Here is a 23740-nt window from a genome sequence, read left to right on the forward strand (position 1 = left end):
TAAAGGATATGAATCTGATGAAATAACAGCAATATTTGGTTCCTTAAATGGAAAGGATATTGATATTGATGAAGAAAAATGGCTTTCAGTTTATGATCGCTATAAAAAAGGGTATTCTAATTATTTCAAAGGACTGTTTTATGCACAGATTGAAGAAAGAGAAATAGCTTTAAATGAATTTATTTCTGCTGACAAAAGTCTTCATCACGGATTTCTTAAAATGAATGCTTGCGAACTAGCTGGAGATATTTATGCTGAAAATCTTCTATACGATAATGCAATAATTTATTATCGTAAGGCCGATAAAATTTATTCAAAAGACCTTAACTTACATTTTAAGATGTTTGAAGTATTTCTTAAACAAAATGATTTAGTGTCGGCAAAAAAGGAACTAAAAGTTATAAAAGAATTGTCAGGAGATGAATTGCTATACCAAAATGCTATAAAGAAACTTGAATACTAAAAAGTGTTTATAACCACTGTCTTCCCATCAATTGAAATTGATGTTACAACAGCAGTTTTGGGCTGAAAAAGTGGCAGAATTCGTGCAAAACTTGTAGAATTATGCATGGATATGGATGAAAATTTTAGGAAAAGGAGTGAAAGACCAGGCAGAAAAAGGTAAAACCGTCGGAAAACAGGTGAAAAATCAGGGTTCGTCCCATCAATGGTAATTTGTACCACTACGCGGGGAATAATCCGGTACGCTATATAGACCCTGACGGAAGGGAAGATGGAGATGCAAATAAAGTTCTGGATGCAATGTTTGAACAGAATATGAATATTTATCTTTCACGGGATATATGCGAAAAAGTAGGACTTAATTTTAAAAATGGTGAAAATAGAATTCAAACAAAGGAGCAGTTAGAAGAAGCTAAGAAATATACAAAAAGTGTAACGGTTGGAAAAAATGGTTATACAATAAATTATGAAGATAAATCTCGTACTAGTTATGATAATAATGGAAATCTCCAGTATTATGAATCGGAGTATGATTCGGGATTTCCTTTGTTAGGTGCAGGAAACAGTTACGGATTAAAAGATGGAGATTTTCAGAAAGTTCTTACAGCTATAGAGATTATCCAAGTTGGAACTGCTGCAATTTCAGTTGGAAAAGGTCTAATTACCGGATCAAAATCTTTATTTAAAAGTCCAAAAGGTAACATACGAATAGAAAGGGGCATGGAATCTGTTTCAAAAGCAACCCAGCGTTCTTTAGGTGTAAAATTATCAGGTTCAGTTGAAAAACCTTGGCATCTGTATATTTATGGCAAAGAGATTCGATTAAATCCTTTTAATCCAAACTGGAGGTTTTTTCCTAAAAAATGAAAATTATTAGAGTTTTAGACAATGAGAATTTTATGGAATTCTTGGAATTAGCTTTTAAAGAGAATTCAGAATATACATTTCGTTTACAAACTTGGCAAGATGGAGATTCTTTTTTAGACACATGCGATGATGATGGAGGTATAAAATCTGAACAGTTAATGCTATTCACCGAGAAAAATCAGAATCACATATTTAAAACGAAAAATGATTTATTTGCTAAAACAAAAAAATTTATTGAATATAAATCTTTTTCTTCAAAAAATGGATGTTTTAAATTAGGTTATGAAATATGTATAACTTGTAAAGATGATTATTTTGTACTTTGCCCTGAACTTAATAAAGGTTATTATGCCAAACTTAATATTTTTAATCGTTTGATTGGATTCTTTTTTTATAAAGAACCTTGGGAAAATGAAAAATTCCTTTATTGGGAAAAGCAAGGAAAAAATAAACACCTCCACATCTAGCGTTTTCGCTCCATCTGAAAACGCTAGTCTTTATTCCCACAAATTGAAATTGATGTTACAACCGCAGTTCTGGGCTGAAAAAGTGGCAGAATCCGTGCAAAATCTGTAGAATTAAGCATGGATATGGATAAAAATTTAGAGAAAAGGAGTGGAAGACCAGGGCGAAGAAGGTAAAAACATCGGAAAACAGGTGAAAAATCAGGGTTCGTCCCATCAATGGTAATTTGTACCACTACGCGGGAAACAATCCGGTGAAGTATACGGACCCGGATGGTAGGGATATAGTAATTTTAAATAGATCTTACGGTGCTGGTAAGTTTGGTCATAATGCAATCCTTATTGGTAATGATGAGGATGGTTGGATTTATTTTTCTAAAGATGGAAGTAATCCTGTAAATGGGACTTATAATCCTGAAAAAGGTCGGCGAGCTATTTCAAAAGATTCATTAAAAGAACAAAAAAACATTAATAAAAATAATGAAAAAGCAAAATATGCAACTCTTAATGACTTCATTAAAGAAAACAAGAAAAGGGATAAGGATGATCAATATGATCGTGGTTTACGAATATTCACCACATCAGAAGATGATAAAAAATTAATAGAGAAGGGAGATGAACTTTACCAAAACCCATATTCCTTAAGGGCGGGAGAAAAAGGACAAAACTGCGGTGATTTGGTTGGTGATATAGTAATTAATGCTAACATTAAAGCCAAAGGCAATAAAAAGGAACTTTAGGATTCACTAGACCAAACAAACAATATGAGCAATTTGCGAAAGATAATCCTGAATCACTGGAAATTAATGTGCTGAGGTATAGTAATGAAAATTAGAATCTTTCTTCAATCGATTCTCGTAGAAATATGTTACTGTTTGATGGTAGTTTTGCTGCCGAATTTTAATTTGTATGTAGAATTTAGAGGCATTATACTACCTTCTCTGTATTCAGTTATTTTGACAGTTGTAAATTTCAAATCAATTATGGGAAAAGTTGATTATTTTATAAAGCTGGTATTGTATGTATTTCTGGGGTATATATTAAGGCTTTTGATCTTTTTTGTGGCTAACGGATATTTTGATGTAAATTTTTTGTATTTAAAAAATGATTGGTATTTATTATATATGATTATGCAGATTCCAACGATTGTTGTTTCATCACTTTTTACACTTGTAATTTTGAGGATAATTTCAAAAATGAAATCTTGATTGCTGATAATTTGACTCTCGTTTTTTTGAAGAAGTGGTAAAAAAAATGTGTGTAGAGTTTGCTATAATTGCTAGTTAGCATCCCATCAATTGAAATTGATTGGAAACGCTTCATAACAAATAAGACTGGATATACAAATTATCTTTTAGGACCTTCAATAGGAATTACATATACAATGGGAACAAATATTTACTCTAATAACAAGGAATGAGAAATGACGCCTAAACAAAAAATTATTGCCTTTATTTTTAGACCTATAATTGAATTTTTTGAAAACTCTTTAAAAATTTCTGGTTTTTTTGTTGCTTTTATCTTTATTTTATTAATTGCAGTTCCAATATTAAAAAGAAAAACTAAAACAGACATGGATGTTCTTCGAAAAGTTTTAATTGTAATAGCTCTTATAATAGGTTTAATTTTTGGAATTATAGATACATTAAGAATTCGCGCTATTATACAATAACTATTCTAAAGTCCGTAGTTTTCAAAGAAAACTACGGAGTCGCTGCCGCAGGCCCGGTGTTCCGCCGTCCATGGCTGCACGCCTAAACAGAATGCGTGTTCTGTTTAGCAGTTTTGCACGGACGTAAAACTGCGTGCCGAAGCGATGTCATGGAAGGGATGTAATCGTTTTATATTATGCTTGCGGGAGCGACTTTTGCATTCTCTTTCAGAAAATACAGAAGTTTAGGAATGAACTTGACGGTATAAAGTTATTTGTATTACAATGTATTACAAGTGGAGGTTATTATGACTAATTCTGCAGTAATAAATTTCAGGTCAAATCCTCAGAATAAAATCAGAATTGAACGCCTTGCGAAAATGACAAAGCGTCCTGCCTCATTTTACTATAACTATCTTCTTGAAGAGTATCTCGATGACCTGGAAGATATTTTTTTGGCAGAAGAAGTTATAAAAAATATCAGAAGCGGAAAAGAAAAGACATACACGCTTGCCGAAGTGGAACGTGAGCTCGGTTTATGAAAGTTATTTTTTCAGAAACAGCATTAAAGACATTAAAAAAAGTTGACGGCAGCATTCGGAACCAGATTGTAAAATATGCACATGAACTTGAAGCGCTTGAAGATCCCCGTACACGAGGTAAAGGACTTTCAAGCAATCTTGCAGGATTGTGGCGTTACCGCGTAGGCGACTGGCGACTGATATGTGAAATAAAAGACAATGAACTTATAATATCTGTAGTGAGAATAGGTCACCGCAGTGAAGTGTATGATTAAAATACAGAACTGGGCTAACTGGCCAAAACTGGTCACGCCCAGTTTTTTTGTTTTAAACACAGTAAATACAAGGGTTTAACAAATTGGTCAGAAAGTCCGGTCAACGGGGACAGACCCCTACAGGACCATAAATTAAATTAACGTTTACAAAATGACTGATGTGGAGGTGATTTTGAAACAGGGTAAATTACTGCTATTTGTATTTTTTGTTTCCCTCTTTTCTGGATGTTCTAAGACAGAAATAGTTTTAAAAACAAAAGATGTTAAGGTAGATGAAAGTGTTAAGCATAAGATTTACGATATGGATATGATAGTAGAGTCAAAACAAGATGGAAAGATTTTTATTCATACAGTAAAAATTCCATTAGAAAAATTAAATCGTTTAGAGGAAAAATCCTACAGTAAAAAGTTTCTTGCTCTAACAAAAAATAATCAAGAGGAACTATATAGAAGAATTGATGAATATCTGAATTCGTATGACTTTTCGGTAAATGAATATGCGTTGTACAACAATCGTTTCGATTCGGTTGACAAGGGAGGAAGGAATAAAAAACGATTTATAAATAAACCAATTATAAATAATGGTAAAATCATAGGTGAATTAATTTTCAGAGACAATGCATTTCATTGTTTTTCCTATGAGTTGATATATGTTTCTAAATCTCATTTGTATGCAACAAAAATAGAATTATATAGAATTAATTCATCAATTCTTGAAAACCAGATCGACTATTTTGAAAAGAAAAATAATGATTTTCTGCCGTATCATTGGATATCTGATGAAAAGAGATTGGAGTTCTATAGAATACTTGAGTCTGATGATTGTAAAAAACTACCCGTGGAATTTCAATTATTGCGAAACTCAAAAGATTTGTTTTTAAATTCATTAACAATAGATGATGATTGACGACCGGGAACAACGGGGACAAACTCCGGCAGGTACTACAAAAAAATCAGTCGTACATTGCGATTTGTAGGACTATGGCATAAAATGAGCTGAATCTGGGCGGTTTGCAAGGCATCATTCATTTTAAAAGGAAAAGGGCTGATGGTTAGAAATAATCTCTAACCGCCAGCCCTTTCCCTTTGTGTTTGCTGATTTTATTTAGTCAGCCATGTTCTTGTATTCGTCGAACTTTTCTTCAACGCCAGGCTTTGTCTTTGTAACAAGACTTACGAGAACAGCAACAACAAGGGTTGCAATGAATCCTGGAAGAATCTCGTAAACGTCAAAGATTCCGCCGTGGAGGTTGTGCCATACAACAACTGTGATGAATCCTACGAGGAGACCTGCAGAAGCACCGTCAGCTGTACATTTTTTCCAGAAAAGTGCAAGGAAGATGATTGCGCCGAACGTTGCACCGAATCCTGCCCAAGCATAGGAAACAAGACCGAAGATTGAGTTGTTGTTAGGAAGGAGACAGAGCCCGAAAGCGATGATTGCAACTGCAAATACTGTAATGCGGCTTACAAGGAGAACCTTCTTTTCATCAGCGTCCTTGTTGATCTTTGCCTTGTAAAGATCAAGGGAAACTGTGGAAGCAACTGCAAGAAGCTGGCTGTCTGCTGTAGACATTGAAGCTGCAAGGATTGCACAGAGGAAGATTCCTGCGATGAAAGAAGGGAACATCTTGAGCATTGTCTCGCTGAATACTGTTTCTGCTGTTGAAGCGTTGAGGAGAATACCACGGTTGTTGAGGTAAACTGTTCCGAGAGAACCGATTACGAAAGCACCGATGTAGGCGATGATCATCCAGATGATACCTACGCGGCGGGCAGTTGTGATTTCTTCGTTAGAACGGATTCCCATGAAGCGAACGATGATGTGTGGCATACCGAAGTAACCGAGGCACCAAGCGAAGGCAGAAACGGCGCTCATTGCACTGAAGCTCTGGTTTGCGGTGAACACCTTCTGGAGGTCAGCGTTCAATTCGCCTGAAAGAGCCTTTACGCTGAATGCTTTTGCAGAGTTGAAAGCTTCTGCTGGACCGCCGAGAGCGAATACTGCAACTGTTCCTGCAATGACGAAAGCGATGAAGATCAATGCACCCTGAACGAAGTCTGTGGTACAAACTGCACGGTATCCACCGAGGATTGTGTATGAAAGGATTACAACAAGACCGATGACCATGCCTACTGTGTAGTCAAGTCCGAATACCGAACGGAAAAGCTTTCCGCAGGCAACGATTCCTGATGCCGTGTAGATCGTAAAGAAGAAAACGATGAGTACGACAGAGATGATGTTGCAGCGTTCGCTCTTGAATCTGTTCTTGAAGAAGCCAGGGATTGTGATTGAGTCACCGTATGTGATTGAACATTTGCGCAATGGCTTTGCGACGATGAGCCAGTTGAGGTATGTACCTACGATAAGACCAATGGCTGTCCAGAAAGTTTCCTTGACACCGCCGAGATAGCAGAGTCCTGGGAGACCCATAAGAAGCCAAGCCGAAGAGTCAGATGCTTCTGCGCTAAGTGCTGTTACCCATGGACCGATTCCGCGTCCACCAAGAAAGAAGTCCTTTGCGTTGTTTGTCTTCTTTGAGCTTCTGATTCCGATATAAACCATGAAGCCCAGGTAGAGGGCAAAGGCACAGATTTTACCGATTGTCTGTAAAGTCATTTTTACCACCTGAGACTTAAAAAATATTTAAGACATTTTAGTATAATTTAATGGTGTTTTCTATACTAAAAGTTTGAAAGGGCGCTTTTTTACAACGGTACGTCAAATTGCGTTTAGTGGAGTAAGAAAAAATTACAATATGCAAACGTTTCCATAATATATGATAAAAGTATTTAAATTTACAAATAAAATATGATGAATACGACCATTCATGGTTTAAAATAAAAAAAATTTGACTTTCATCCGGAAATGAATATACTGAGAGTATGGAAACGTTTCCAACATTCCACATGAATCCTAATAATATTTTTCAATTTTGGAGGAAAAAATGAAAAAATTGTCAAAAGCAATGGCTGCCGCAGCTGCAGTATCATCACTTATCATGCTTGCATCCTGTGGCGGAAAGAAGGAAGTATCAGTCCGCTACCTTAACTTCAAGCCGGAGGTTGCAAACGTATACCAGGAACTTGCTGCTGCCTATGAAAAGGAAACCGGTGTAAAGGTAATCGTTGAAACTGCTGCAAACAACCAGTATGAATCAACTCTTATGTCAAAGATGGCAACAAAGGATGCGCCAACACTTTTCCAGATCAACGGACCACGCGGTTATGCAAACTGGAAGGATTACTGTGCTGACCTTTCAAATACAGAAATCTACAAGCACCTTTCTGATAAATCACTTGCTGTGTCAGCAAACGGAAAGGCTTATGGTGTTCCATATGTAGTTGAAGGCTATGGAATCATTTACAACAAGGCAATTACTGACAGGTATTTTGCACTCAGTTCAAAGGCAACTTCATTCTCGTCAATGGATGAAATCAACAATTTTGAAAAGCTTAAGGCTCTCTGCGATGACATGCAGGCAAACGCAAAGGTTCTTGGTATCAAGGGCGTGTTTGCTTCTACATCTCTTAAGGCAGGAGAAGACTGGAGATGGCAGACACATCTTGCAAACGTTCCTGTTTACTACGAATTCAAGAACAACAATATCGATCTTGGTTCAGATGCTACAAAGAAAATCAATTTCCAGTACGGAAAAGAATTCAAGAACATCTTTGACCTTTATATTACGGACTCGGTTACAGACCGCAAGGCTTTGGGTACAAAGACAGTTACAGATTCAATGTCGGAATTTGCCCTTGAAGAATGTGCGATGGTTCAGAACGGCAACTGGGCATGGGGTCAGGTTGCCGGAGTTTCAGGAAACAAGGTTCTTCCTGAAAATGTTAAGTATCTTCCAATTTACTCAGGGGTAGCAGGAGAGGAAGCACAGGGCCTTTGTACAGGTACAGAAAATTTCTACTGCATCAACAGCCAAGCAACTGCTGAAGAACAGAAGGCAACCGCCGACTTCATCTACTGGCTCTACTCAAGCCCAATGGGAAAAGACTACGTAACAAACAAACTCGGTTTCATCGCTCCATTTGATACATTTGCTGCAAACGAACGCCCAACAGACCCACTTGCTGTTGAAATCAACAACTGGATGACAAAGAAGGGAATCGTATCTTGCGCATGGAACTTCACACTCTTCCCATCACAGAGATTCAAGGATGACTTTGGTTCAGACCTTCTCCAGTACGCACAGGGAACAAAGTCTTGGGATGAAGTTTCTTCAAATGTCATCAACAACTGGGCTAAAGAAAGCAGCATGTAATTTTCCCAAATTGGGGAAAATTACATGCTGGCGCGAACTACAGAGTAGTTCGCGCGGGTGCAGGTTGCTTTCTGAAAGTGCGAAAAATGTTGAAACATTTTTCTGGTAGAGGTCAAGGCAATTTGCAAGCCCGGTGTCATTGCGAACGCAGTGAAACAATCCTTGTGTCGTTTAACTAAACCCCGCAATGGCAAATTAAAACAGTCCTTCATTAGTTATGCTCCCGCTGTGGAATTAAGCAATCAGATTTTGCAGCGGGAGTTTTTTCGGATTCAATAGGAGGTTGAAATGCAAAAATCTTTATCAAGATATTTTCCAGTTTTTGTTCTGCCGACATTGCTCGCCTTTGCAATGTTTTTCATAGTTCCGTTTTTCCTTGGAATCGGCTTGTCATTTACAAAGTTTACAACGGTTACAAGGGCAACATGGGTTGGTTTTGACAACTACATAAAGGCTTTTACAACTGATAATGAATTCATTCATGCACTGGGTTTTACCTCGCTGTTCACCATAGTCTCAATTATTACGGTAAATGTATTTTCATTTTTCCTTGCCCTTCTGTGTACCAGAGAAATGAAGGGAGTTACATTTTTCCGTTCGATTTTCTTCATGCCAAACCTCATTGGAGGCATTGTTCTCGGTTACATCTGGAACCTTATGATCAACGGTGTACTTTCCAACTGGGGTGTTGATATTTCCTATGCGACAAAATACGGTTTCTGGGGACTTGTGTTTCTTACAAACTGGCAGCTTATCGGTTACATGATGGTCATCTACATTGCAGGACTTCAGAGCATTCCGTCTGACCTTATTGAGGCTGCCCAGATTGACGGAGCAGGCCCTATAAGAACTTTGTTTAAGATAAAGATTCCGATGGTAATGCCTTCGATCACAATCTGCATGTTCCTTACGCTTACAAATACATTCAAGATGTTCGACCAGAACCTTGCTCTTACTGCAGGTGCTCCAAACAGAACGACAGAAATGCTTGCCCTCAACATCTACAACACCTTCTATGGAAGAATCGGATGGCAGGGTGTAGGTCAGGCAAAGGCGTTTGTATTCTTCATCATCGTTGCAATCATCGCCTTTGTTCAGCTTAAGCTTACAAACACCAAGGAGGTTGAATCATGACATTTTCCAGGCAGAAAACAGCAACAAATACTGTAACCATTTTCTTTCTTGCAATTCTTGCGGGCGTATTTCTTATTCCGATTGCACTGGTTCTCATGAATTCCTTCAAATCGCGTCTCTACATTTCAAGTGCGCCTTTTGCCATTCCAGACGGAACCACTTTTGTCGGCGTAGAAAACTACATCAAGGGACTTTCATCTTCAGGATTCTTCGTTGCGTTCCTCAGATCGCTTTTTGTTACGGTCTGTTCAGTTGCTGTCATCATTGTCTGCACATCCATGACCTCATGGTTCATTGTCCGCGTTAAGAATAGATTTACAACCGGACTTTACATGCTGTTTGCTTTTTCCATGATCGTTCCATTCCAGATGGTCATGTACACCATGACATATGTTGTTCAGTCCATAAGCTTTAACAATCTTCCTGGAGTTGTTCTTGTATACCTTGGTTTCGGTGCGGGACTTTCGGTATTCATGTTCACAGGATTTGTAAAGGCTGTTCCAGTTGAGGTTGAGGAAGCTGCAGAAATTGATGGCTGTAATCCTTTGCAGACATACTTTCTTATAGTTTTTCCAATGCTCAAGCCTACGGCAATTACGGTCGCAATCCTCAACTCAATGTGGGTATGGAATGACTATCTTCTTCCATATCTTGTCCTTGGAACAAAGCACAAGACGGTTCCTGTTGCCATTCAGCTTGCAATGCAGGGTGCCTACGGATCTACGGATTACGGCGGATTCATGGCGATGTTGGTTCTTGCCATCATTCCGATTGTTGCCTTCTACATCGCATCGCAGAAGTACATCATCAAGGGTGTGATTTCGGGTGCGGTAAAAGGATGATTTTCCTGTGGAAAATCATCTGCACGAACTGATTTTCTTCATTCTTCGTATGAGAAAAAATCAGTTCGTGGGATTGTGGGTAGAGTTTTTGGTGACTGGACTTGAGGATGTTGGGGTATATTATGGAAAAAAATCGATGAATTTGATAATATCTGAAACGTTTCCATAAAATATAAGCTCGGGTAGGTTCAGTTATGACTATAAAGGATATTGCAAAAGAATGTGGCTGCGCAGTCGGAACCGTTTCCCGTGTATTGAACAATCAGGATTATGTAAGCGATAAGACCCGTGAAAAGGTCATGGAGGTTGTGAACAAATACAACTTCGTGCTCAACAACAACGCAAAAGCCCTTAAGGCACGCGGAACAAAGACAATCCTGATTCTTGTAAAGGGAACCTCAAACATCCTTTTGAACAACCTTCTGGAAAAAGTCCAGAAAAACATGGAAAAGCTTCCATATACTTCAAAGGTAATTGTCCTTGATGAATATGACAATGAGGCGGTGGAAGCGGAAAAGGAACTGCGTGAGACAAAGGCCCTTGGCATAATCTTTCTTGGCGGAAATCCTGAACGCAACAGGGAAGTTTTTCCGCGCATAAACTGTCCATGCGTGCTTATTTCCACAAAAGCTGATACGGAGGAACACGAAAATCTTTCCAGTGTCAGCACGGACAGTTATCAGGCATCTCTCCTCATTGCAAGGCATTTTGCAAAAAAAGGGCATGAGAAAATCGGAGTCATTGGGGGAGATTTTTCTTCTTCCATGGTGACGAAGCGCCGCTTTGAAGGCTTTTTGGAAGGGCTTGAATTAAGCGGAATGACATTCGATGCGGAAAAATCCTATGCCACCGCAAAGTATTCCCTTGAGGGTGGAGCTAAGGCAGCAGAGGAACTTGTAAAGAAGTTTCCTGATGTGACGGCAATCTTTGCAATGTCGGACATGCAGGCAATGGGTGCATGCAGAAAACTAAAGGACATGGGATTCCGTGTTCCTGATGACATTTCAGTGGTAGGATTTGACGGTCTCCCCATCGCCCAGTACTACTGCCCTAAAATCACAACAATCAGGCAGAACGAGGAGGAGCTGGCAGTCCAGGGACTCAAAACTCTGCTTGATGCCATAGAAAAAAAGAACGGCGCTGTCCACAAAAACATTCCCTTTGAATTTGTTGAAGGTGAAAGCGTCAGAGAAATATCCACATCTTTATGATGGTTAGAGGTGATTTATGTTGAACAAGAGAGCAAACGGCGTGCTGATGCACATTTCATCACTTCCTGGAAACACAGGAATCGGAACAATGGGTAGGGAAGCCTACGAATTCGTTGACTGGCTCAAGAAGGCAAAGCAGTCTTACTGGCAGATTCTTCCTATCTGTCCTACAAGCTACGGCGACAGCCCATACCAGAGTTTCTCTACTTTTGCCGGGAACCCATACTTCATCGACTTTGATACTCTGACAGAACAAGGTTATCTTGCAAAGTCAGACTATGAAAACGTAAAGTGGGGTGGCCATGAAAACTACGTTGACTACGGCACACTCTATGTTGAACGCCACAAGGTTTTTTCTATCCTTCACAACAACTTCAAGAAGAACATTCCTTCGGACTTCGGAGATTTTATAAAGGCCAACGACTGGCTTGAGGACTATTCCCTCTTTATGGCAATCAAGGATGCACACGGTGGAGTTTCTTTCAGCGAATGGGAAGAAAACATCCGCAAGCGTGAAAGTGTTACATTGGAAGCATGGCGCGGAAAATGTGCAGACAGAATGGAATACTACAAGATGCTCCAGTATTTCTTCTTCAAGCAGTGGTTTGCCCTAAAGGATTACGCAAACAAAAACGGAATCCAGATCATCGGTGACATTCCGATTTATGTTGCCGCAGACAGTGCAGATGTCTGGTCAAACCCTGACCAGTTCATGCTTGACCAGAACCTTGTTCCTGTAGAAGTTGCAGGATGCCCTCCAGACTGTTTCAGTGCAGACGGACAGCTTTGGGGAAATCCTGTCTATAACTGGGAATACCAGAAGGGAACAGGCTATGCATGGTGGAAGAAACGCCTTGAAAAATCCCTTAAAATTTATGATGTTCTCCGCATCGACCACTTCCGTGGATTTGATTCCTTCTATTGCATTCCTTACGGGGCAAAGGATGCCAAGATCGGCCAGTGGAGGCAGGGCCCTGGAATGGATCTTTTCAACGCCCTCAAGGCACAGTTTGGCGACATGCCTATCATTGCGGAAGACCTTGGATTCCTTACGGACAGCGTAAGGCAGCTCTTGAAGGATTCAGGATTCCCTGGAATGAAGGTACTTCAGTTTGCCTTTGACAGCCGCGAAGAAAGCGACTACATTCCATACCGCTATACAGCAAATTCAATTGTCTACACGGGTACCCACGACAACGACACGATCATGGGCTGGTGTGAGACCGCCGCTCCAAAGGATGTTGAAAGCGCAAGGGAATATCTTCGTGCTGGAGACAACGCAGACCTTGTAAAGGAAATGATGATTGCTGGAATGGCAAGCGTTTCAAACACCTGCGTTCTATGCATGCAGGATCTTGCCTGCCTTGGAAAAGAAGCAAGAATGAACATTCCGTCAACTGTTGGAAACAACTGGAAGTGGCGTGCTTCAAAGAGCATGTTCACGGATGAAGCAAATGAATTCCTTGGCCATTACACATACCTCTATGGCCGTGCGGCAAAATAAGTTCCAGCATTGATGAGTGGATTGCTTCGTCGCAGGCTCCTCGCAATGACGGCGAATTAAGCAAGTCATTGCGAGCGAAGCGAAGCAATCCATGCCCTTTCTTTTTTTAAAATCAATAATTTCCTATAATGTGCCGAAAATATACATATAGGAATTTATTATGACAAAACAGGTTAAACAGGTTATTTTCTGGGTGGGCGCCCTTGTTATCGGTGCCATCCTTGGGTCACTGCATGTTGGTGCAGTAGACAATGTTTGCGATTTCGTGGCAACAGTTTTCACAAGACTTTTCAAGTTCACGGCTGTTCCAGCAATCGCAGTTTCAGTTCTTACGACTCTTGCAACTCTTGGAAGCAACAGGGAAACAGCAAGAATCTTTAGAAGAACAATCATGTACACATTGCTTACAACTATTGCAGCTTCTACGATTGCGGCAATTCTGTTCTTCATCATCAAGCCTGAAGTAATTGCAGCTGCTGCATACGAAGGTTCGGCTGGAGCAGAAAAAGTTCAGAGCATGAGTTCTTCTTCTTTCCTTGGTTATTTTACAAATGCGATTCCAGACAACATCATCTATCCGTTTGTTTCCGGAAATGTCCTTTCAATCCTCATCGTTTCTTTTGCATTCGGTTTTGCAATTTCAATGATGGCAGAATCAGAAAAGAAGACGGCAATCCTTAATGTAACACTCGGTTTCCAGGAACTGGTATTCAAGGTAATCGGCTGGATCATCACAATCCTTCCAATCGGAATCATCGCTTTCACAGCTCAGCTTGTTAAGGAAATGAGCGCAGACATCGCAATGGAATCAATCGGTAAGTACACTGCTGTTGTTTTGAGCGGCAACCTGATCCAGTTCTTCATCGTGCTTTCGGCATTCCTCCTTATCCGCGGAATCAACCCTGTAAAGCATTTCAAGAACATGATTCCTGCAATCCTTACAGCACTCTTTACAAAGTCTTCTGCTGCAACTCTCCCGGTTACAATGGACTGCGTGGAAAACCGCGTAAAGTGTGACAAGAAATTCTCACGTTTCATCCTTCCAATGTGTACGACAATCAACATGAACGGCTGTGCAGCTTTCATCCTCGTTACATCACTTTTCGTAATGAAGAATGGCGGCGTTGATCTCAACCTCTTCACAGTAGTTGCATGGATCTTGATTTCCGTAATCAGCGCAGTAGGAAATGCAGGCGTTCCAATGGGATGCTTCTTCCTTACACTTTCACTTATGGCAGGAAAGGGAATGCCAATCGGAGTAATGGGAGTAATCCTTCCTATTTACGCAGTGATTGACATGATCGAGACAGCAGTAAACATCTACTCTGACTCTTGCGTATGTGCAATGACAAACAAGGATCTTAAGGATCTTGCAGAATAGCAGAATGACTGCAGATTGAAAAAAACAGGGCTGTCCAAAATCGTGGGCAGCCCTGTTGGTCTTTAAAGCTTGTTGAACGGAATCCTGTAGACGCTGCCACAGTTGCGGCAGACGATTTCAAGTGGATCTGGTCCAGAAGATTTAAGTTCTTCGATCTGGGAAGGTCCAAGAGATTTCAAGTGTTCTATGTAGTAGTCTTCGCAGCAAGGGCAGTCGTATTTGATATTGCGGCGTACTGCAATCTGCGGCTTGAATTCGCGGAAGAGGCCGTAAACGATGTCGTTGATGTTTCCTTTTTCTTCAAACCATTTGCCAAGGGAAGGACATGCGCTGAAGGCATTTTCAACTCTTGTAATAAGTTCTTCGTCAGCCTTAAAGTCCGGGGATGAAGAAGTTTCAGCACCCACCTTTTTTGTACCGCCAGTTTCAGGAAGTACCTGAATGAACATTCCGCCCGCACCCTTAACGCGGCCTTTTGTGTCCATGAAGATGCTTGTGCTGAAAGCGGTGTTGATCTGTTCAGACTGGTTGAAGTACCAGGCAAGATCCTTTGTGATGTTTTTGTAAAGTGTTTCAACTGAACTTACCTGAGGACTCTTGTCCCCGGGATGTGCCTTTGTAATTGTCATTGTGCCGTTACCAAGAAACGGTGCAAGATCCCAGCTTTCAAGAGGCTTGTCGATTGGAATGTGGTCTTCAAGGAGATATCCACGGACATAGCCTGTGCTGTCGGCTTCAATACTGAATCCCTTTGCAGGACCGTCGCATTCGTAGCGCCATGAAATATGTTCCATGCCTTTCATTGTAGGCATCATGAGGGCTGCACAAAGGGATGCTTGACCAAGAACCATGGTCTCAAGGATTCCTGTCTTATGCTGGGCACGCATCTGGTTGACGAAATTTGTACCGTGGAAAAGTGCCCCGCGGATTCTTCCGTCTGCCATTACAAAAACCGCCATCTCATCTTTTTCAATGGAATCAAGATGTTCCAAAAGTTCTTTGTCTTCTATCTGTGCTTTAATCATGCAGATAATATACTATGAAATCCAAAAGAAATTCAATTTTTCGACCAAGCCATAAAATCCAGGAAAATCCATATGCCAATAGCTGAGCTGCCTAAAGAAACTGATGACATGCCGAAGCATTTTCTTTAAACTGTACAATAGATGTTTGAACTTATACTAAATGGCTTAAACAGTGTAGTCGATGTTTTACTATGCTGCGATCTTTTTAATAACTATTATGAATGGAGAATTGGAAAGAAAAAGGGTCTTGTCTTCTCGTGCCTTGTTTTTTTCATCGTAGCCTGCCTGAACCATATATTCATCGACCTGTTCATAAAAAATCCAATAGTAGGAAATTACGAACAAATTGCGGTTACAATAATATTAGGGTTAACCTTGTGCTTTATTGGATACCGTGCAAAGCCTTTGGAAATAATTCTTCTCTTTGGAATTTTCTATATAATTGAAAGCATTGCGGAATCCATCTATATGTTCATAATCGTCATAATAGGAATGGACTTCGACTGGATGTCTGGGTATAGTGCAGAGATAGTGTTGATTGCCCTTCAGAAATTTTTTACTCTTTTCATCTCAAAGGGATACCAGAAAATTTTCAGCAGAAAAAAAAGACTTATCGAAGGCAAGCTTTATGTAGCTCTTCTTTTTCTTCCAATCGTTACAATTTTTATCTGTGTCTATCTTTACCATATGGAAAAAAGCACCCCCAAGGACAAGATGTTCATCGACATTGTGGTTCCTCTTCTGGTATTCAGTAATGCCATAGTTCTTGCGGTCGTTGAAAAAATGTCCAGATTGCAGAGCGACCACTACGAACTTGATTTTTACAAGCAAAAGGTCCAGATGGAAAAACAGTATTATGACCATCTTGATGAAATCGAGCAGAAGCAGGTTTCCGTCCGCCACGACATAAAGCATTACATTTCTGTAATGAAGGTTCTTGCTGAGGAAAACAGGATCGATGACCTTAAGAATCTTATCCAGTCCTTTGAAAGCGGGATGGAAAAGATCACTCCCAGCGTCTATACGAACAATAGAATGGTCAATGCAATTCTTTCTGAAAAAAAATCCCTTGCCGAAAAATCAGGAATAGAAATACAGTTTACTGTTGAGCCAAATGTAGACCTTTCTTTCCTGAAGGATCTGGATGCAATATCGCTTTTTGGAAATCTCATCGACAATGCAATCCGTGCTGAATCAGAATCTTCCAGCGACAGAAAAGAAATCATGTTCAGGCTCTTTGAAGGGGAAGGTCAGTTCAACATCCTGAACATAATCAATCACTTTGATAAGATCGAGAAGAAGGGCGGAAAGTATCAGTCCACAAAGAAGGACGGTGGAATCCATGGCATTGGGCTTAAGAATGTTGAGCACATCGTGGAAAAGTATCATGGTATTTTCAATGCGGAGGCAGAGGACGGAATCTTTGAGGTTTCTGTCTGTCTACCTAGACAAGCCTTGTCTTCCATTCAGTAGAAATTAAGCGAATTTTCAACTATAATTGGCGGCCTATGGATAACGAAAAAATTAAAGAAATGCTTCTCGACATTGAACCTTCTGAGCTGGAATTCACCGTAATCATGACAGGAAAGGACAGCAAGAGGGTCAACGGACTTTATAAGCCTGACACAAGAGAAATTCTTTTGCACAATAAAAATTTCAAGACGGACAATGAATTGATCTACACGGCAATTCATGAGTATACACACCACCTTACCAACGAGCAGGACATCATTGCCAACGGTGGAAAGGAACCTCCACACTGTTCAAAGAGCCACACAAATGCCTTCTGGGCAAAATTCCACAGCCTTCTTGAAGTTGCGGAACAGAAGGGTTACTACAAGTTGGACATGGCACTTTCTCCTGAACTGGAGGCCCTTACAAAGGAAATCAAGGAAAAGTACATCGGCCCAAATGGTCAGATAATGATCGAACTTGGTCGAACTTTGATAAAGGCGCAGGCTCTCTGTGAACAGGCAAACATCCGCTATGAGGATTACATCGACCGTATCCTTCAGATTCCACGCACCACGGTCAAGACTGCAAAGAAAGTGGGCATGCTTCCTGATGAAGATGCCAATCTTGGCTACGACAACATGAAGATTGTTGCCGGAATTAAAAAGCCTGATGAAAAAGCAAAGGCTGTCGAGGCGATCAAGAGCGGCAAAAGTCCTGACAGCGTGATTGCCATGATGAAAAAGAAAGCAAAGGAAATCGATCCTAAAGAAAAATTGGAAAAAGAACGCGCACGCCTTACAAGAACCATCAGTGAACTTACACAGCGTCTTGAATACGTGGAGGAAAGTCTTGCAAGCCTTTAAGAAAATCCTTTTTGCAGGAGTTGTATCGGTTGCTGCATCTTCTCTTTCTGCACAGTCGTCCTTCAGCGGCATAGGTTCCGTTACGGCTCCGACAATGCCTACTGTCACTTCTCCAACAATCGGAAGCGGTTTTTATGTACCTTCATTCCAGAACCAGGGAGTGAATTCGGGAAAGAAAAAAAACATACAGTCCGAGACAAGAAACCAGGATGAACGGGCAGAAGAAAAGAAGTCGGTGGTAGAGAAGAAAGTTGCTTCGACCCTTACGGCAAATGAAATTTCTGCCTTGAGCAGCATGGGACTTTTGGGAAACATCACAGGTTCTGCGTTGCCAGGCAGCATCTATACTACGCAGACAACTTCCGAAACAAGGGAAATACTTGAGAAGGTTCTTACAGAAATAGAAGAAATCAAGAAGAACACAAAGGAAATTCCTGCTGCAAAACCAGTTACCATCGTTGCCTCTGCTCCGGTAGTTTCAAGCAACAACCTTTCTTCTGCTGCGGAAAAAGCTTCTTCAAGAATCCTTAGGTTCAGCGTGAACAACTATGACATACTCAAGACCTGTGGAAAAATCTATATCTCCGACATTCAGCATGACGGTTCATTCCTTGTTACAGGTGACAGACGCTATGTTAGTGACGGAAAGAACAGGACAGAAACTTTCCACATGCTCTTTAAGAATTCTGCAGGGGAGCACAGCGCGGTCAACTACAATGCTGCGGCAAGTGTCTCACAGGATTATCTGAACGAGTATTCATTTCTCTATCAGCTTTCAAAAAGGCCTCAGCTTTCAGCGGTCCGTATCGGAAATCTTGTGACCATGCGTACGGATGACCAGGACTGGAAGATGGAGCTTCTCATCGATCTGGGTGAAAAATAATAAGGCGGAATGATGAACGCAAAACTTTCTGAAGGACTTAAAAAACTTTCATTGGAATTTTCAGAGGAGCAGGTCAGACAGCTTGAAACTTACTGCAGCTGCGTAATGGAATTCAACAAGACCTACAATCTGATGAAGGCTGACAACGAGGACGAGCTTTATGTGAACCATGTCCTTGATTCCCTGGCAGCCGCTCCTCATCTTTCCAATCTCATCAAGGACGGAACAAAGGTCGGTGACATAGGAAGCGGTGGCGGATGTCCTGGAATTCCTCTTGCCGTTGCATTTCCCAATGCAGACTTTACCTTGGTTGAGCGCATGGAAAAGCGTTGTGCCTTTCTTGAAAGCGCCATCAAAGCGATGGACCTTAAGAATGTCCGCGTCCTTTGCAAGCAGGTTGATCTTGTGGACCCTGAACTTTTTGAAGTTGAGGTGTTCCGCGCATTCCATCCCTTTGACAAAAAAATCACAAAGTGGCTTTTGAAGATGCTAAAAAAAGGTGGTCATCTTGCAGCCTATAAAGCCCGAGAAGAAAAGATCCTTGCAGAAATGGAAGAAGTAAAATTCCTTGTACCGTTCTATGAAAAAATCAAGCTTACAGTTCCTTTCCTTGAGGACCACGAAAGAAATCTGGTGGTTGTGAGAAAATAGTCACACGGATTTGAAGAATCCAACGATTTTTCTTATTCGACATCCCCTTTAAAGTTTATGAATTCACTATATCGTAATCTGCTTGAGGATCTTTGTAAGGTCGTTCTTTTCGATCAAGTCGATTGGACGTCCCTCGATGTATTTGCGGGCTTCTTCCGTAAATGTTCCAGCGCTGATGCAGAAACCACGGGCAGCCTTGACGTCACTCATGTGGCCGTGGAATTCACGCACATAGATTTCGCCAGTTGCTCCTGTTGTTCTAAAGAAGCGGAACAAGGCTACATCTTCCCATTTGGAAGAATAAATTTCTGCAAGGATATCTGTGTACAGAACATCTACGTCGATGCTTTGAATCTTTACCGTAGAGTTCTTGTACTTTGTCATGATGAACTTGCGGCACAATGTAACAAAGTCGCTTGAATTTGCTGAGATGTAAATCTGAAGGTTTGAGTTCTGGCTCAATTCCTGATAGCGGCTGATGAGAGTGTTTACATCCTTGTAGTTTGCATTTTTTGCACGGATGGACTTGCACATCATGAGGCCTTTCTGAATCATGTTCTTCTCAAAGTAGCAGCGGGCAAGGTTGTATTCAAGTTCAATCTTGATTTCTGGAGGTGTTGATTCATGCTTGAGTCCGATTTCCAGATCCTGGATCGCAGAATTAGAATCGGATATCTTCATATGATACTGTCCTGCCTGAAGACAAGAGCGTGGACCGTAGACTGGGTCTGCCCTCAGGTGCATGAAAACTTTTATGGCTTTTTCAGGATGACCTTCATTGGACATTGCATCCGCCATGTTGAAGAGCGCCTCTTTGTTTCCTGGATCTTCGTCCAAGGCTTTTTTAAAGCAAGGCAGACTGTCTCTGAATTTCTTTGCCTTGTAAAAACACTGCCCCAGCTGCATGTAGATTTCAGATGCATCAGGCTTTGCAAGAAGAGCTTTTTTGAACAGAGGAATTGCCTTGTCGAACTGTTCAAGCTTTGCCATTGTCTGGCCAAGGAAATAGTTTGGTTCATATGCAACGGAATTCATCTTTGTTGCATTTATGAGACTTTGGGTTGCTTCAGGAAGTTTTTCAAGTTTAAGGGCTGTAATACCCTGTCTGAGGAATGACTGGTAGAGATCTATCGTTCCGTCTTTGTTTGCAAGGGCGAGTTTGACAAGGTCGCTGTAAACCGTAAAGGCTTTTTCCCACAGCTGGCTTTCAAAGTAGATTTCACCAAGGGGGATGAGACCAAGAGGATCATGAGGATTCTTTGCAAGGCGCTTGTTGGCTTCTTTTATAATCTGAGCTTTGTTCTTTGTGCTGTTTCCTTTCTTTGGGTCTTTCTTTCCCATGAAGAAGGTGAGCACAGCACAAAGTGCAATCATTATAACTGCTGCAATTAAAAACGACATAACTTCTACCTTAAATAAAAACTTTCCTGCTTTATTATCGGTAGATTTTTAGTTTTTCTTAAGCTCGGCAACGAATTCGGCAATCTTATCGAGGGCAATCTTGATCTTGTCCACGGCTGTAGCATAGCAGCAGCGGATGTGTCCTTCACCACCTGCACCGAATACGCTTCCCGGAACTACGGCAACATTGTATTTCTGGAAAAGCTGTGTCGCAAATTCTTCTGAAGTAAGTCCTGTGGAAGAAATGTCAGGGAACATGTAGAAGGCACCTGTCGGCTCAGGAACTGGAAGTCCCATGTCGCAGAATGCCTTGTACATAAGGTTTCGTCTCTGCTGGTAGCTTACGCGCATCTTTTCAACTTCTGCCCAGCTGTTGCGAAGTCCTTCTGCTGCAGCGTACTGGCTGAAGATTGGAGCACAGATTGTGTTGTATCCGTGGAGTTTTACTACCTGTCCAAGTAAATCGCTTGGGGCTGCAATGTATCCGATTCTCCATCCTGTCATGGCGAAAGACTTTGAGAATCCGTTGAGGATGATGGTGTAGTCCTTCATTCCAGGGAAAGAACCGATGGAAACGTGTTCGCTTCCGTCATATGCAAGCTCGCAGTAGATTTCGTCGCTGATAACCCAGATCTGGTGCTTCTTTACGACTTCCGCAATCTTTTCAAGTTCTTCGCGAGGAATCATTGTTCCCGTCGGATTATTTGGAGAACAGATCATCACTGCTTTTGTTTTTGGAGTAATGAGTTCTTCAATCTGTTTTGCAGTAGGGTAGTAGCCGTTAACGCTTGTGTCGAGGGGAATAGCCTTTACCTGGCAGAGTTCTGCAAGCGGAACATAGTTTACATAGCAAGGCTGTGCAATGATGATTTCGTCGCCCGGGTTCAGGATTGCACGGAGGACTGCATCAACGCCTTCGGATGCACCTACAGTGATGAGAACCTCATTCTGAGGATTGTAGTGAAGGTCGTAGCGGCTCATGTATTTTGCGATTTCCTCGCGGAGCTCGATGAGACCCCAGTTTGAAGTATAGCTTGTGTGTCCCTTCTCAAGATGATAGAAAGCTTCGTCACGGATGCACCATGGTGTCGGAAAGTCTGGTTCTCCAACAGAAAGGGAAATTACATCATCATGTCCGATGAGCATTTCAAAAAATTTACGGATACCGCTTGGTGGAGTGTTCTCCATAAGTGAGCTGAATTTATCTGGTCTTGTGTTCATATCTTTCCTCGTAAGTAGTATGTAGATAAAATTAAACTTAAAGTTGTTAAAGTGCCCGTAGGCAAGTTCTGGCATGAAAAAAAATCTGCACAAGCGAAGCGCGGCTTCGTCAGCGTAGCTTCCAGACAGCCTTTTTTTCAGGTCAGGTTTTGCCGAGAGGGCACTTTAAGTATTCTAGTAAGCTAAATTTTAACTAGAGAATGCTTCTCTGTTGTCGCGATCATCGTCTACATAAACGATATCGTTTTCCTTGTAAATCTGCATCAGGAAGTGTGTCCTTGTTGCGCGCACACCCTGAAGTGTTGCAAGTTTTCTTGCAACAAAGTTGAAGATCTCCTGGTTGTTGTCACCTTCCACAACTACCTTAAGGTCGTAGTTGTCTGCGCTCATAAGGTAAAGGGATTTAACCTGTGGGAATCTGTAGATTCTGTCTGCGATTCCGTCAAAGCCGTGTTCCCTTTCAGGCTGAACTGAAAGTTCGATTTCGGCACGAACCTTCTGTTTCGCGGAGGCGTTCTTGGCTGGGTTGATTATGGTCGCGTACTTCATGATGATGCCGTCTTTTTCAAGCTTACTCATGATTGACTTTACTTCTTCCACTGACTTTTTTGTCATGGCAGAGATGTCTTCTACGCTGATTCTTGCGTTGTCGCGAAGGAGATTCAAGATTTCTTCTGAACTGTCCATAATATTACCTCTATTAAATGATGCCTTTTGTTGAAGGGATTTCACCGTTGCGTCTCGGGTCTATTTCAGTTGCGCTTCTGATGGCACGGGCCGCCGCCTTGAAAAGGCCTTCCATCTTGTGGTGGTCGCTTCTTCCGCGGATTGTATCAAGGTGGATGTTGCACTTTGCTCCGTTGGCAAATCCCTGCCAGAAGTCTTCAAAGCAGTCTGTCTGGAAGCTGCTTTCCTTGCCTTCATTTATTGAAACCAAAGGGATGTTTGTAAGCTGTGCGTTGCATACGCAGAATGGGCGTCCGCCAAAGTCTACGGCAGCCTGAAGGAGACTTTCATCCATAGGGTAGATGAAGCAGCCTGTGCGGTTGATTCCGGCGCAGTCGCCCAGGGCCTTTGCAAAAAGCTGTCCCAAAGCAATGCCAGTATCCTCGATAAGGTGGTGCTGGTCAACTTCAAGGTCTCCCTTGATTTCTCCGTCCAGGTCAAACATTCCGTGCTTGCAGAAAGAATTGAGCATGTGGTGGAAGAATCCGATTGGGTTCTTTACGGTACATTTACCGCTGCCGTCCAGATTCAATTTAAGCTTGATCTGAGTTTCCTTAGTGTTGCGTTCGATTTCTGCAATGCGTGCCATAGTTTTCCTCTATTGTGACAGAATTTAACAAATTTTCGGCATAAATGAAAGGGATTTAAAGAGTAATGTTACGGAAGGAATTTTAATGTAGCTTGAAACAGAGGGACGCATACCAATATTAAGGCATCTACAACAGTAGAAATTTTAATGTAGTTTGAAACATGCTGAGAAGAATATTGATGTATCTATCTACAACAGTAGAAATTTTAATGTAGTTTGAAACCTTTTTACATCTGGAATAGGGAAGTCATCTACAACAGTAGAAATTTTAATGTAGTTTGAAACCATTACGGAAATAAAAAAGCACCTGCCATCTACAACAGTAGAAATTTTAATG

General features: G+C 41.2%; 24 protein-coding genes. 18 read left to right on the forward strand and 6 right to left on the reverse strand.

Annotated elements, in window-relative coordinates:
- From ACKI39_RS10985 to ACKI39_RS11020, 8 genes are all read left to right on the forward strand, one after another.
- The coding region (locus ACKI39_RS10985) for a hypothetical protein (protein ID WP_407400475.1) at positions 1–463 on the forward strand (463 nt) is incomplete at its 5' end.
- 212 nt (positions 464–675) lie between these two features.
- Positions 676–1329: a hypothetical protein gene (locus ACKI39_RS10990; protein WP_407400477.1), complete on the forward strand. Its 654-nt coding sequence runs from the start codon at positions 676–678 to the stop codon at positions 1327–1329.
- Positions 1326–1796, forward strand: coding sequence for a hypothetical protein (locus tag ACKI39_RS10995; RefSeq protein ID WP_407400479.1), 471 nt, complete (start codon positions 1326–1328; stop codon positions 1794–1796). Before ACKI39_RS10990 ends, ACKI39_RS10995 begins: the two co-directional genes overlap by 4 nt.
- A gap of 251 nt (positions 1797–2047) precedes the next feature.
- A complete protein-coding gene (locus tag ACKI39_RS11000; RefSeq protein ID WP_407400481.1) occupies positions 2048–2533 on the forward strand; it encodes a hypothetical protein in 486 nt (161 codons plus the stop codon).
- A gap of 683 nt (positions 2534–3216) precedes the next feature.
- Positions 3217–3465, forward strand: a complete 249-nt coding sequence (locus tag ACKI39_RS11005; protein WP_407400483.1) for a hypothetical protein — start codon at positions 3217–3219, stop codon at positions 3463–3465.
- 287 nt (positions 3466–3752) lie between these two features.
- Positions 3753–3986: a type II toxin-antitoxin system RelB family antitoxin gene (relB, locus tag ACKI39_RS11010; protein WP_318713500.1), complete on the forward strand. Its 234-nt coding sequence runs from the start codon at positions 3753–3755 to the stop codon at positions 3984–3986.
- Positions 3983–4240 carry a type II toxin-antitoxin system RelE family toxin gene (locus ACKI39_RS11015; protein ID WP_407400486.1) on the forward strand — a complete coding sequence of 86 codons (258 nt, stop codon included), beginning with the start codon at positions 3983–3985 and terminating at the stop codon, positions 4238–4240. The genes relB and ACKI39_RS11015 overlap by 4 nt, the downstream gene beginning before the upstream one ends.
- A gap of 172 nt (positions 4241–4412) precedes the next feature.
- Positions 4413–5147: a hypothetical protein gene (locus ACKI39_RS11020; protein ID WP_407400488.1), complete on the forward strand. Its 735-nt coding sequence runs from the start codon at positions 4413–4415 to the stop codon at positions 5145–5147.
- A gap of 198 nt (positions 5148–5345) precedes the next feature.
- On the opposite strand, the gene putP is transcribed toward ACKI39_RS11020, so the two are convergent.
- Positions 5346–6860 carry a sodium/proline symporter PutP gene (gene putP, locus ACKI39_RS11025; RefSeq protein ID WP_407400490.1) on the reverse strand — a complete coding sequence of 505 codons (1515 nt, stop codon included), beginning with the start codon at positions 6858–6860 and terminating at the stop codon, positions 5346–5348.
- A 328-nt stretch (positions 6861–7188) separates the two neighbouring features.
- Here putP and ACKI39_RS11030 point away from each other — a divergent pair, with 328 nt between their 5' ends.
- From ACKI39_RS11030 to ACKI39_RS11055, 6 genes are all read left to right on the forward strand, one after another.
- Positions 7189–8517, forward strand: a complete 1329-nt coding sequence (locus ACKI39_RS11030) for an ABC transporter substrate-binding protein (RefSeq protein WP_407400492.1) — start codon at positions 7189–7191, stop codon at positions 8515–8517.
- A 288-nt stretch (positions 8518–8805) separates the two neighbouring features.
- Entirely contained in the window at positions 8806–9651 is an 846-nt protein-coding gene (locus ACKI39_RS11035) for a carbohydrate ABC transporter permease (RefSeq protein ID WP_407400494.1), read from the forward strand.
- Positions 9648–10493 carry a carbohydrate ABC transporter permease gene (locus ACKI39_RS11040; RefSeq protein WP_407400496.1) on the forward strand — a complete coding sequence of 282 codons (846 nt, stop codon included), beginning with the start codon at positions 9648–9650 and terminating at the stop codon, positions 10491–10493. Before ACKI39_RS11035 ends, ACKI39_RS11040 begins: the two co-directional genes overlap by 4 nt.
- Positions 10494–10687: 194 nt before the next feature.
- The gene (locus ACKI39_RS11045; RefSeq protein WP_407400498.1) at positions 10688–11704 is read left to right on the forward strand and encodes a LacI family DNA-binding transcriptional regulator; all 1017 of its coding nucleotides are present in this window, start codon (positions 10688–10690) and stop codon (positions 11702–11704) included.
- A gap of 16 nt (positions 11705–11720) precedes the next feature.
- Positions 11721–13208, forward strand: coding sequence for a 4-alpha-glucanotransferase (malQ, locus tag ACKI39_RS11050; protein WP_407400500.1), 1488 nt, complete (start codon positions 11721–11723; stop codon positions 13206–13208).
- A gap of 160 nt (positions 13209–13368) precedes the next feature.
- Positions 13369–14589: a dicarboxylate/amino acid:cation symporter gene (locus ACKI39_RS11055; RefSeq protein WP_407400502.1), complete on the forward strand. Its 1221-nt coding sequence runs from the start codon at positions 13369–13371 to the stop codon at positions 14587–14589.
- A 62-nt stretch (positions 14590–14651) separates the two neighbouring features.
- Here the strand turns inward: ACKI39_RS11055 and ACKI39_RS11060 are convergent, their stop codons facing one another.
- Positions 14652–15614 carry an Hsp33 family molecular chaperone HslO gene (locus ACKI39_RS11060; protein WP_407400504.1) on the reverse strand — a complete coding sequence of 321 codons (963 nt, stop codon included), beginning with the start codon at positions 15612–15614 and terminating at the stop codon, positions 14652–14654.
- 141 nt (positions 15615–15755) lie between these two features.
- Between ACKI39_RS11060 and ACKI39_RS11065 the strand changes: the two genes are divergently transcribed.
- The 4 genes from ACKI39_RS11065 to rsmG are packed head-to-tail and all read left to right on the forward strand — an operon-like array spanning position 15756 to position 19466.
- Positions 15756–17087, forward strand: coding sequence for a sensor histidine kinase (locus ACKI39_RS11065; protein WP_407400506.1), 1332 nt, complete (start codon positions 15756–15758; stop codon positions 17085–17087).
- 35 nt (positions 17088–17122) lie between these two features.
- Complete coding sequence (locus tag ACKI39_RS11070; protein ID WP_407400508.1) at positions 17123–17932, forward strand: hypothetical protein; 810 nt, start codon at positions 17123–17125, stop codon at positions 17930–17932.
- Positions 17919–18815, forward strand: a complete 897-nt coding sequence (locus tag ACKI39_RS11075) for a hypothetical protein (protein WP_407400510.1) — start codon at positions 17919–17921, stop codon at positions 18813–18815. Before ACKI39_RS11070 ends, ACKI39_RS11075 begins: the two co-directional genes overlap by 14 nt.
- Before the next feature lie 9 nt (positions 18816–18824).
- On the forward strand, positions 18825–19466 hold the full coding sequence (rsmG, locus tag ACKI39_RS11080; RefSeq protein WP_407400512.1) for a 16S rRNA (guanine(527)-N(7))-methyltransferase RsmG: 642 nt from the start codon (positions 18825–18827) through the stop codon (positions 19464–19466).
- Positions 19467–19532: 66 nt separating this feature from the next.
- On the opposite strand, the gene ACKI39_RS11085 is transcribed toward rsmG, so the two are convergent.
- From ACKI39_RS11085 to ACKI39_RS11100, 4 genes are all read right to left on the reverse strand, one after another.
- On the reverse strand, positions 19533–20867 hold the full coding sequence (locus ACKI39_RS11085; protein WP_407400514.1) for a tetratricopeptide repeat protein: 1335 nt from the start codon (positions 20865–20867) through the stop codon (positions 19533–19535).
- 48 nt (positions 20868–20915) lie between these two features.
- Positions 20916–22088: a pyridoxal phosphate-dependent aminotransferase gene (locus tag ACKI39_RS11090; protein WP_407400515.1), complete on the reverse strand. Its 1173-nt coding sequence runs from the start codon at positions 22086–22088 to the stop codon at positions 20916–20918.
- 189 nt (positions 22089–22277) lie between these two features.
- Positions 22278–22775: an Lrp/AsnC family transcriptional regulator gene (locus ACKI39_RS11095; protein WP_407400517.1), complete on the reverse strand. Its 498-nt coding sequence runs from the start codon at positions 22773–22775 to the stop codon at positions 22278–22280.
- Positions 22776–22788: 13 nt separating this feature from the next.
- Positions 22789–23403 carry an imidazoleglycerol-phosphate dehydratase gene (locus tag ACKI39_RS11100; protein WP_407400519.1) on the reverse strand — a complete coding sequence of 205 codons (615 nt, stop codon included), beginning with the start codon at positions 23401–23403 and terminating at the stop codon, positions 22789–22791.
- Positions 23404–23740 lie beyond the last annotated feature (337 nt).

The organism is Treponema sp., assembly GCF_045641405.1.
In the GTDB taxonomy this organism is placed as follows: Bacteria; Spirochaetota; Spirochaetia; order Treponematales; family Treponemataceae; genus Treponema_D.

What these genes read in the sequence shown, in the direction of transcription:
- ACKI39_RS11065 (WP_407400506.1), top strand. Translation starts at nt 15,756, where the DNA reads ATGTTTGAACTTATACTAAATGGCTTAAACAGTGTAGTCGATGTTTTA.
- rsmG (WP_407400512.1), top strand. Translation starts at nt 18,825, where the DNA reads ATGATGAACGCAAAACTTTCTGAAGGACTTAAAAAACTTTCATTGGAA.
- ACKI39_RS11100 (WP_407400519.1), bottom strand. Translation starts at nt 23,403, where the DNA reads ATGGCACGCATTGCAGAAATCGAACGCAACACTAAGGAAACTCAGATC.
- putP (WP_407400490.1), bottom strand. Translation starts at nt 6,860, where the DNA reads ATGACTTTACAGACAATCGGTAAAATCTGTGCCTTTGCCCTCTACCTG.
- ACKI39_RS11095 (WP_407400517.1), bottom strand. Translation starts at nt 22,775, where the DNA reads ATGGACAGTTCAGAAGAAATCTTGAATCTCCTTCGCGACAACGCAAGA.
- ACKI39_RS10995 (WP_407400479.1), top strand. Translation starts at nt 1,326, where the DNA reads ATGAAAATTATTAGAGTTTTAGACAATGAGAATTTTATGGAATTCTTG.
- ACKI39_RS11060 (WP_407400504.1), bottom strand. Translation starts at nt 15,614, where the DNA reads ATGATTAAAGCACAGATAGAAGACAAAGAACTTTTGGAACATCTTGAT.
- ACKI39_RS11040 (WP_407400496.1), top strand. Translation starts at nt 9,648, where the DNA reads ATGACATTTTCCAGGCAGAAAACAGCAACAAATACTGTAACCATTTTC.
- ACKI39_RS11015 (WP_407400486.1), top strand. Translation starts at nt 3,983, where the DNA reads ATGAAAGTTATTTTTTCAGAAACAGCATTAAAGACATTAAAAAAAGTT.
- ACKI39_RS11090 (WP_407400515.1), bottom strand. Translation starts at nt 22,088, where the DNA reads ATGAACACAAGACCAGATAAATTCAGCTCACTTATGGAGAACACTCCA.
- ACKI39_RS11070 (WP_407400508.1), top strand. Translation starts at nt 17,123, where the DNA reads ATGGATAACGAAAAAATTAAAGAAATGCTTCTCGACATTGAACCTTCT.
- ACKI39_RS11085 (WP_407400514.1), bottom strand. Translation starts at nt 20,867, where the DNA reads ATGTCGTTTTTAATTGCAGCAGTTATAATGATTGCACTTTGTGCTGTG.
- ACKI39_RS11035 (WP_407400494.1), top strand. Translation starts at nt 8,806, where the DNA reads ATGCAAAAATCTTTATCAAGATATTTTCCAGTTTTTGTTCTGCCGACA.
- ACKI39_RS11005 (WP_407400483.1), top strand. Translation starts at nt 3,217, where the DNA reads ATGACGCCTAAACAAAAAATTATTGCCTTTATTTTTAGACCTATAATT.
- ACKI39_RS11030 (WP_407400492.1), top strand. Translation starts at nt 7,189, where the DNA reads ATGAAAAAATTGTCAAAAGCAATGGCTGCCGCAGCTGCAGTATCATCA.
- ACKI39_RS11055 (WP_407400502.1), top strand. Translation starts at nt 13,369, where the DNA reads ATGACAAAACAGGTTAAACAGGTTATTTTCTGGGTGGGCGCCCTTGTT.
- ACKI39_RS11045 (WP_407400498.1), top strand. Translation starts at nt 10,688, where the DNA reads ATGACTATAAAGGATATTGCAAAAGAATGTGGCTGCGCAGTCGGAACC.
- malQ (WP_407400500.1), top strand. Translation starts at nt 11,721, where the DNA reads ATGTTGAACAAGAGAGCAAACGGCGTGCTGATGCACATTTCATCACTT.
- relB (WP_318713500.1), top strand. Translation starts at nt 3,753, where the DNA reads ATGACTAATTCTGCAGTAATAAATTTCAGGTCAAATCCTCAGAATAAA.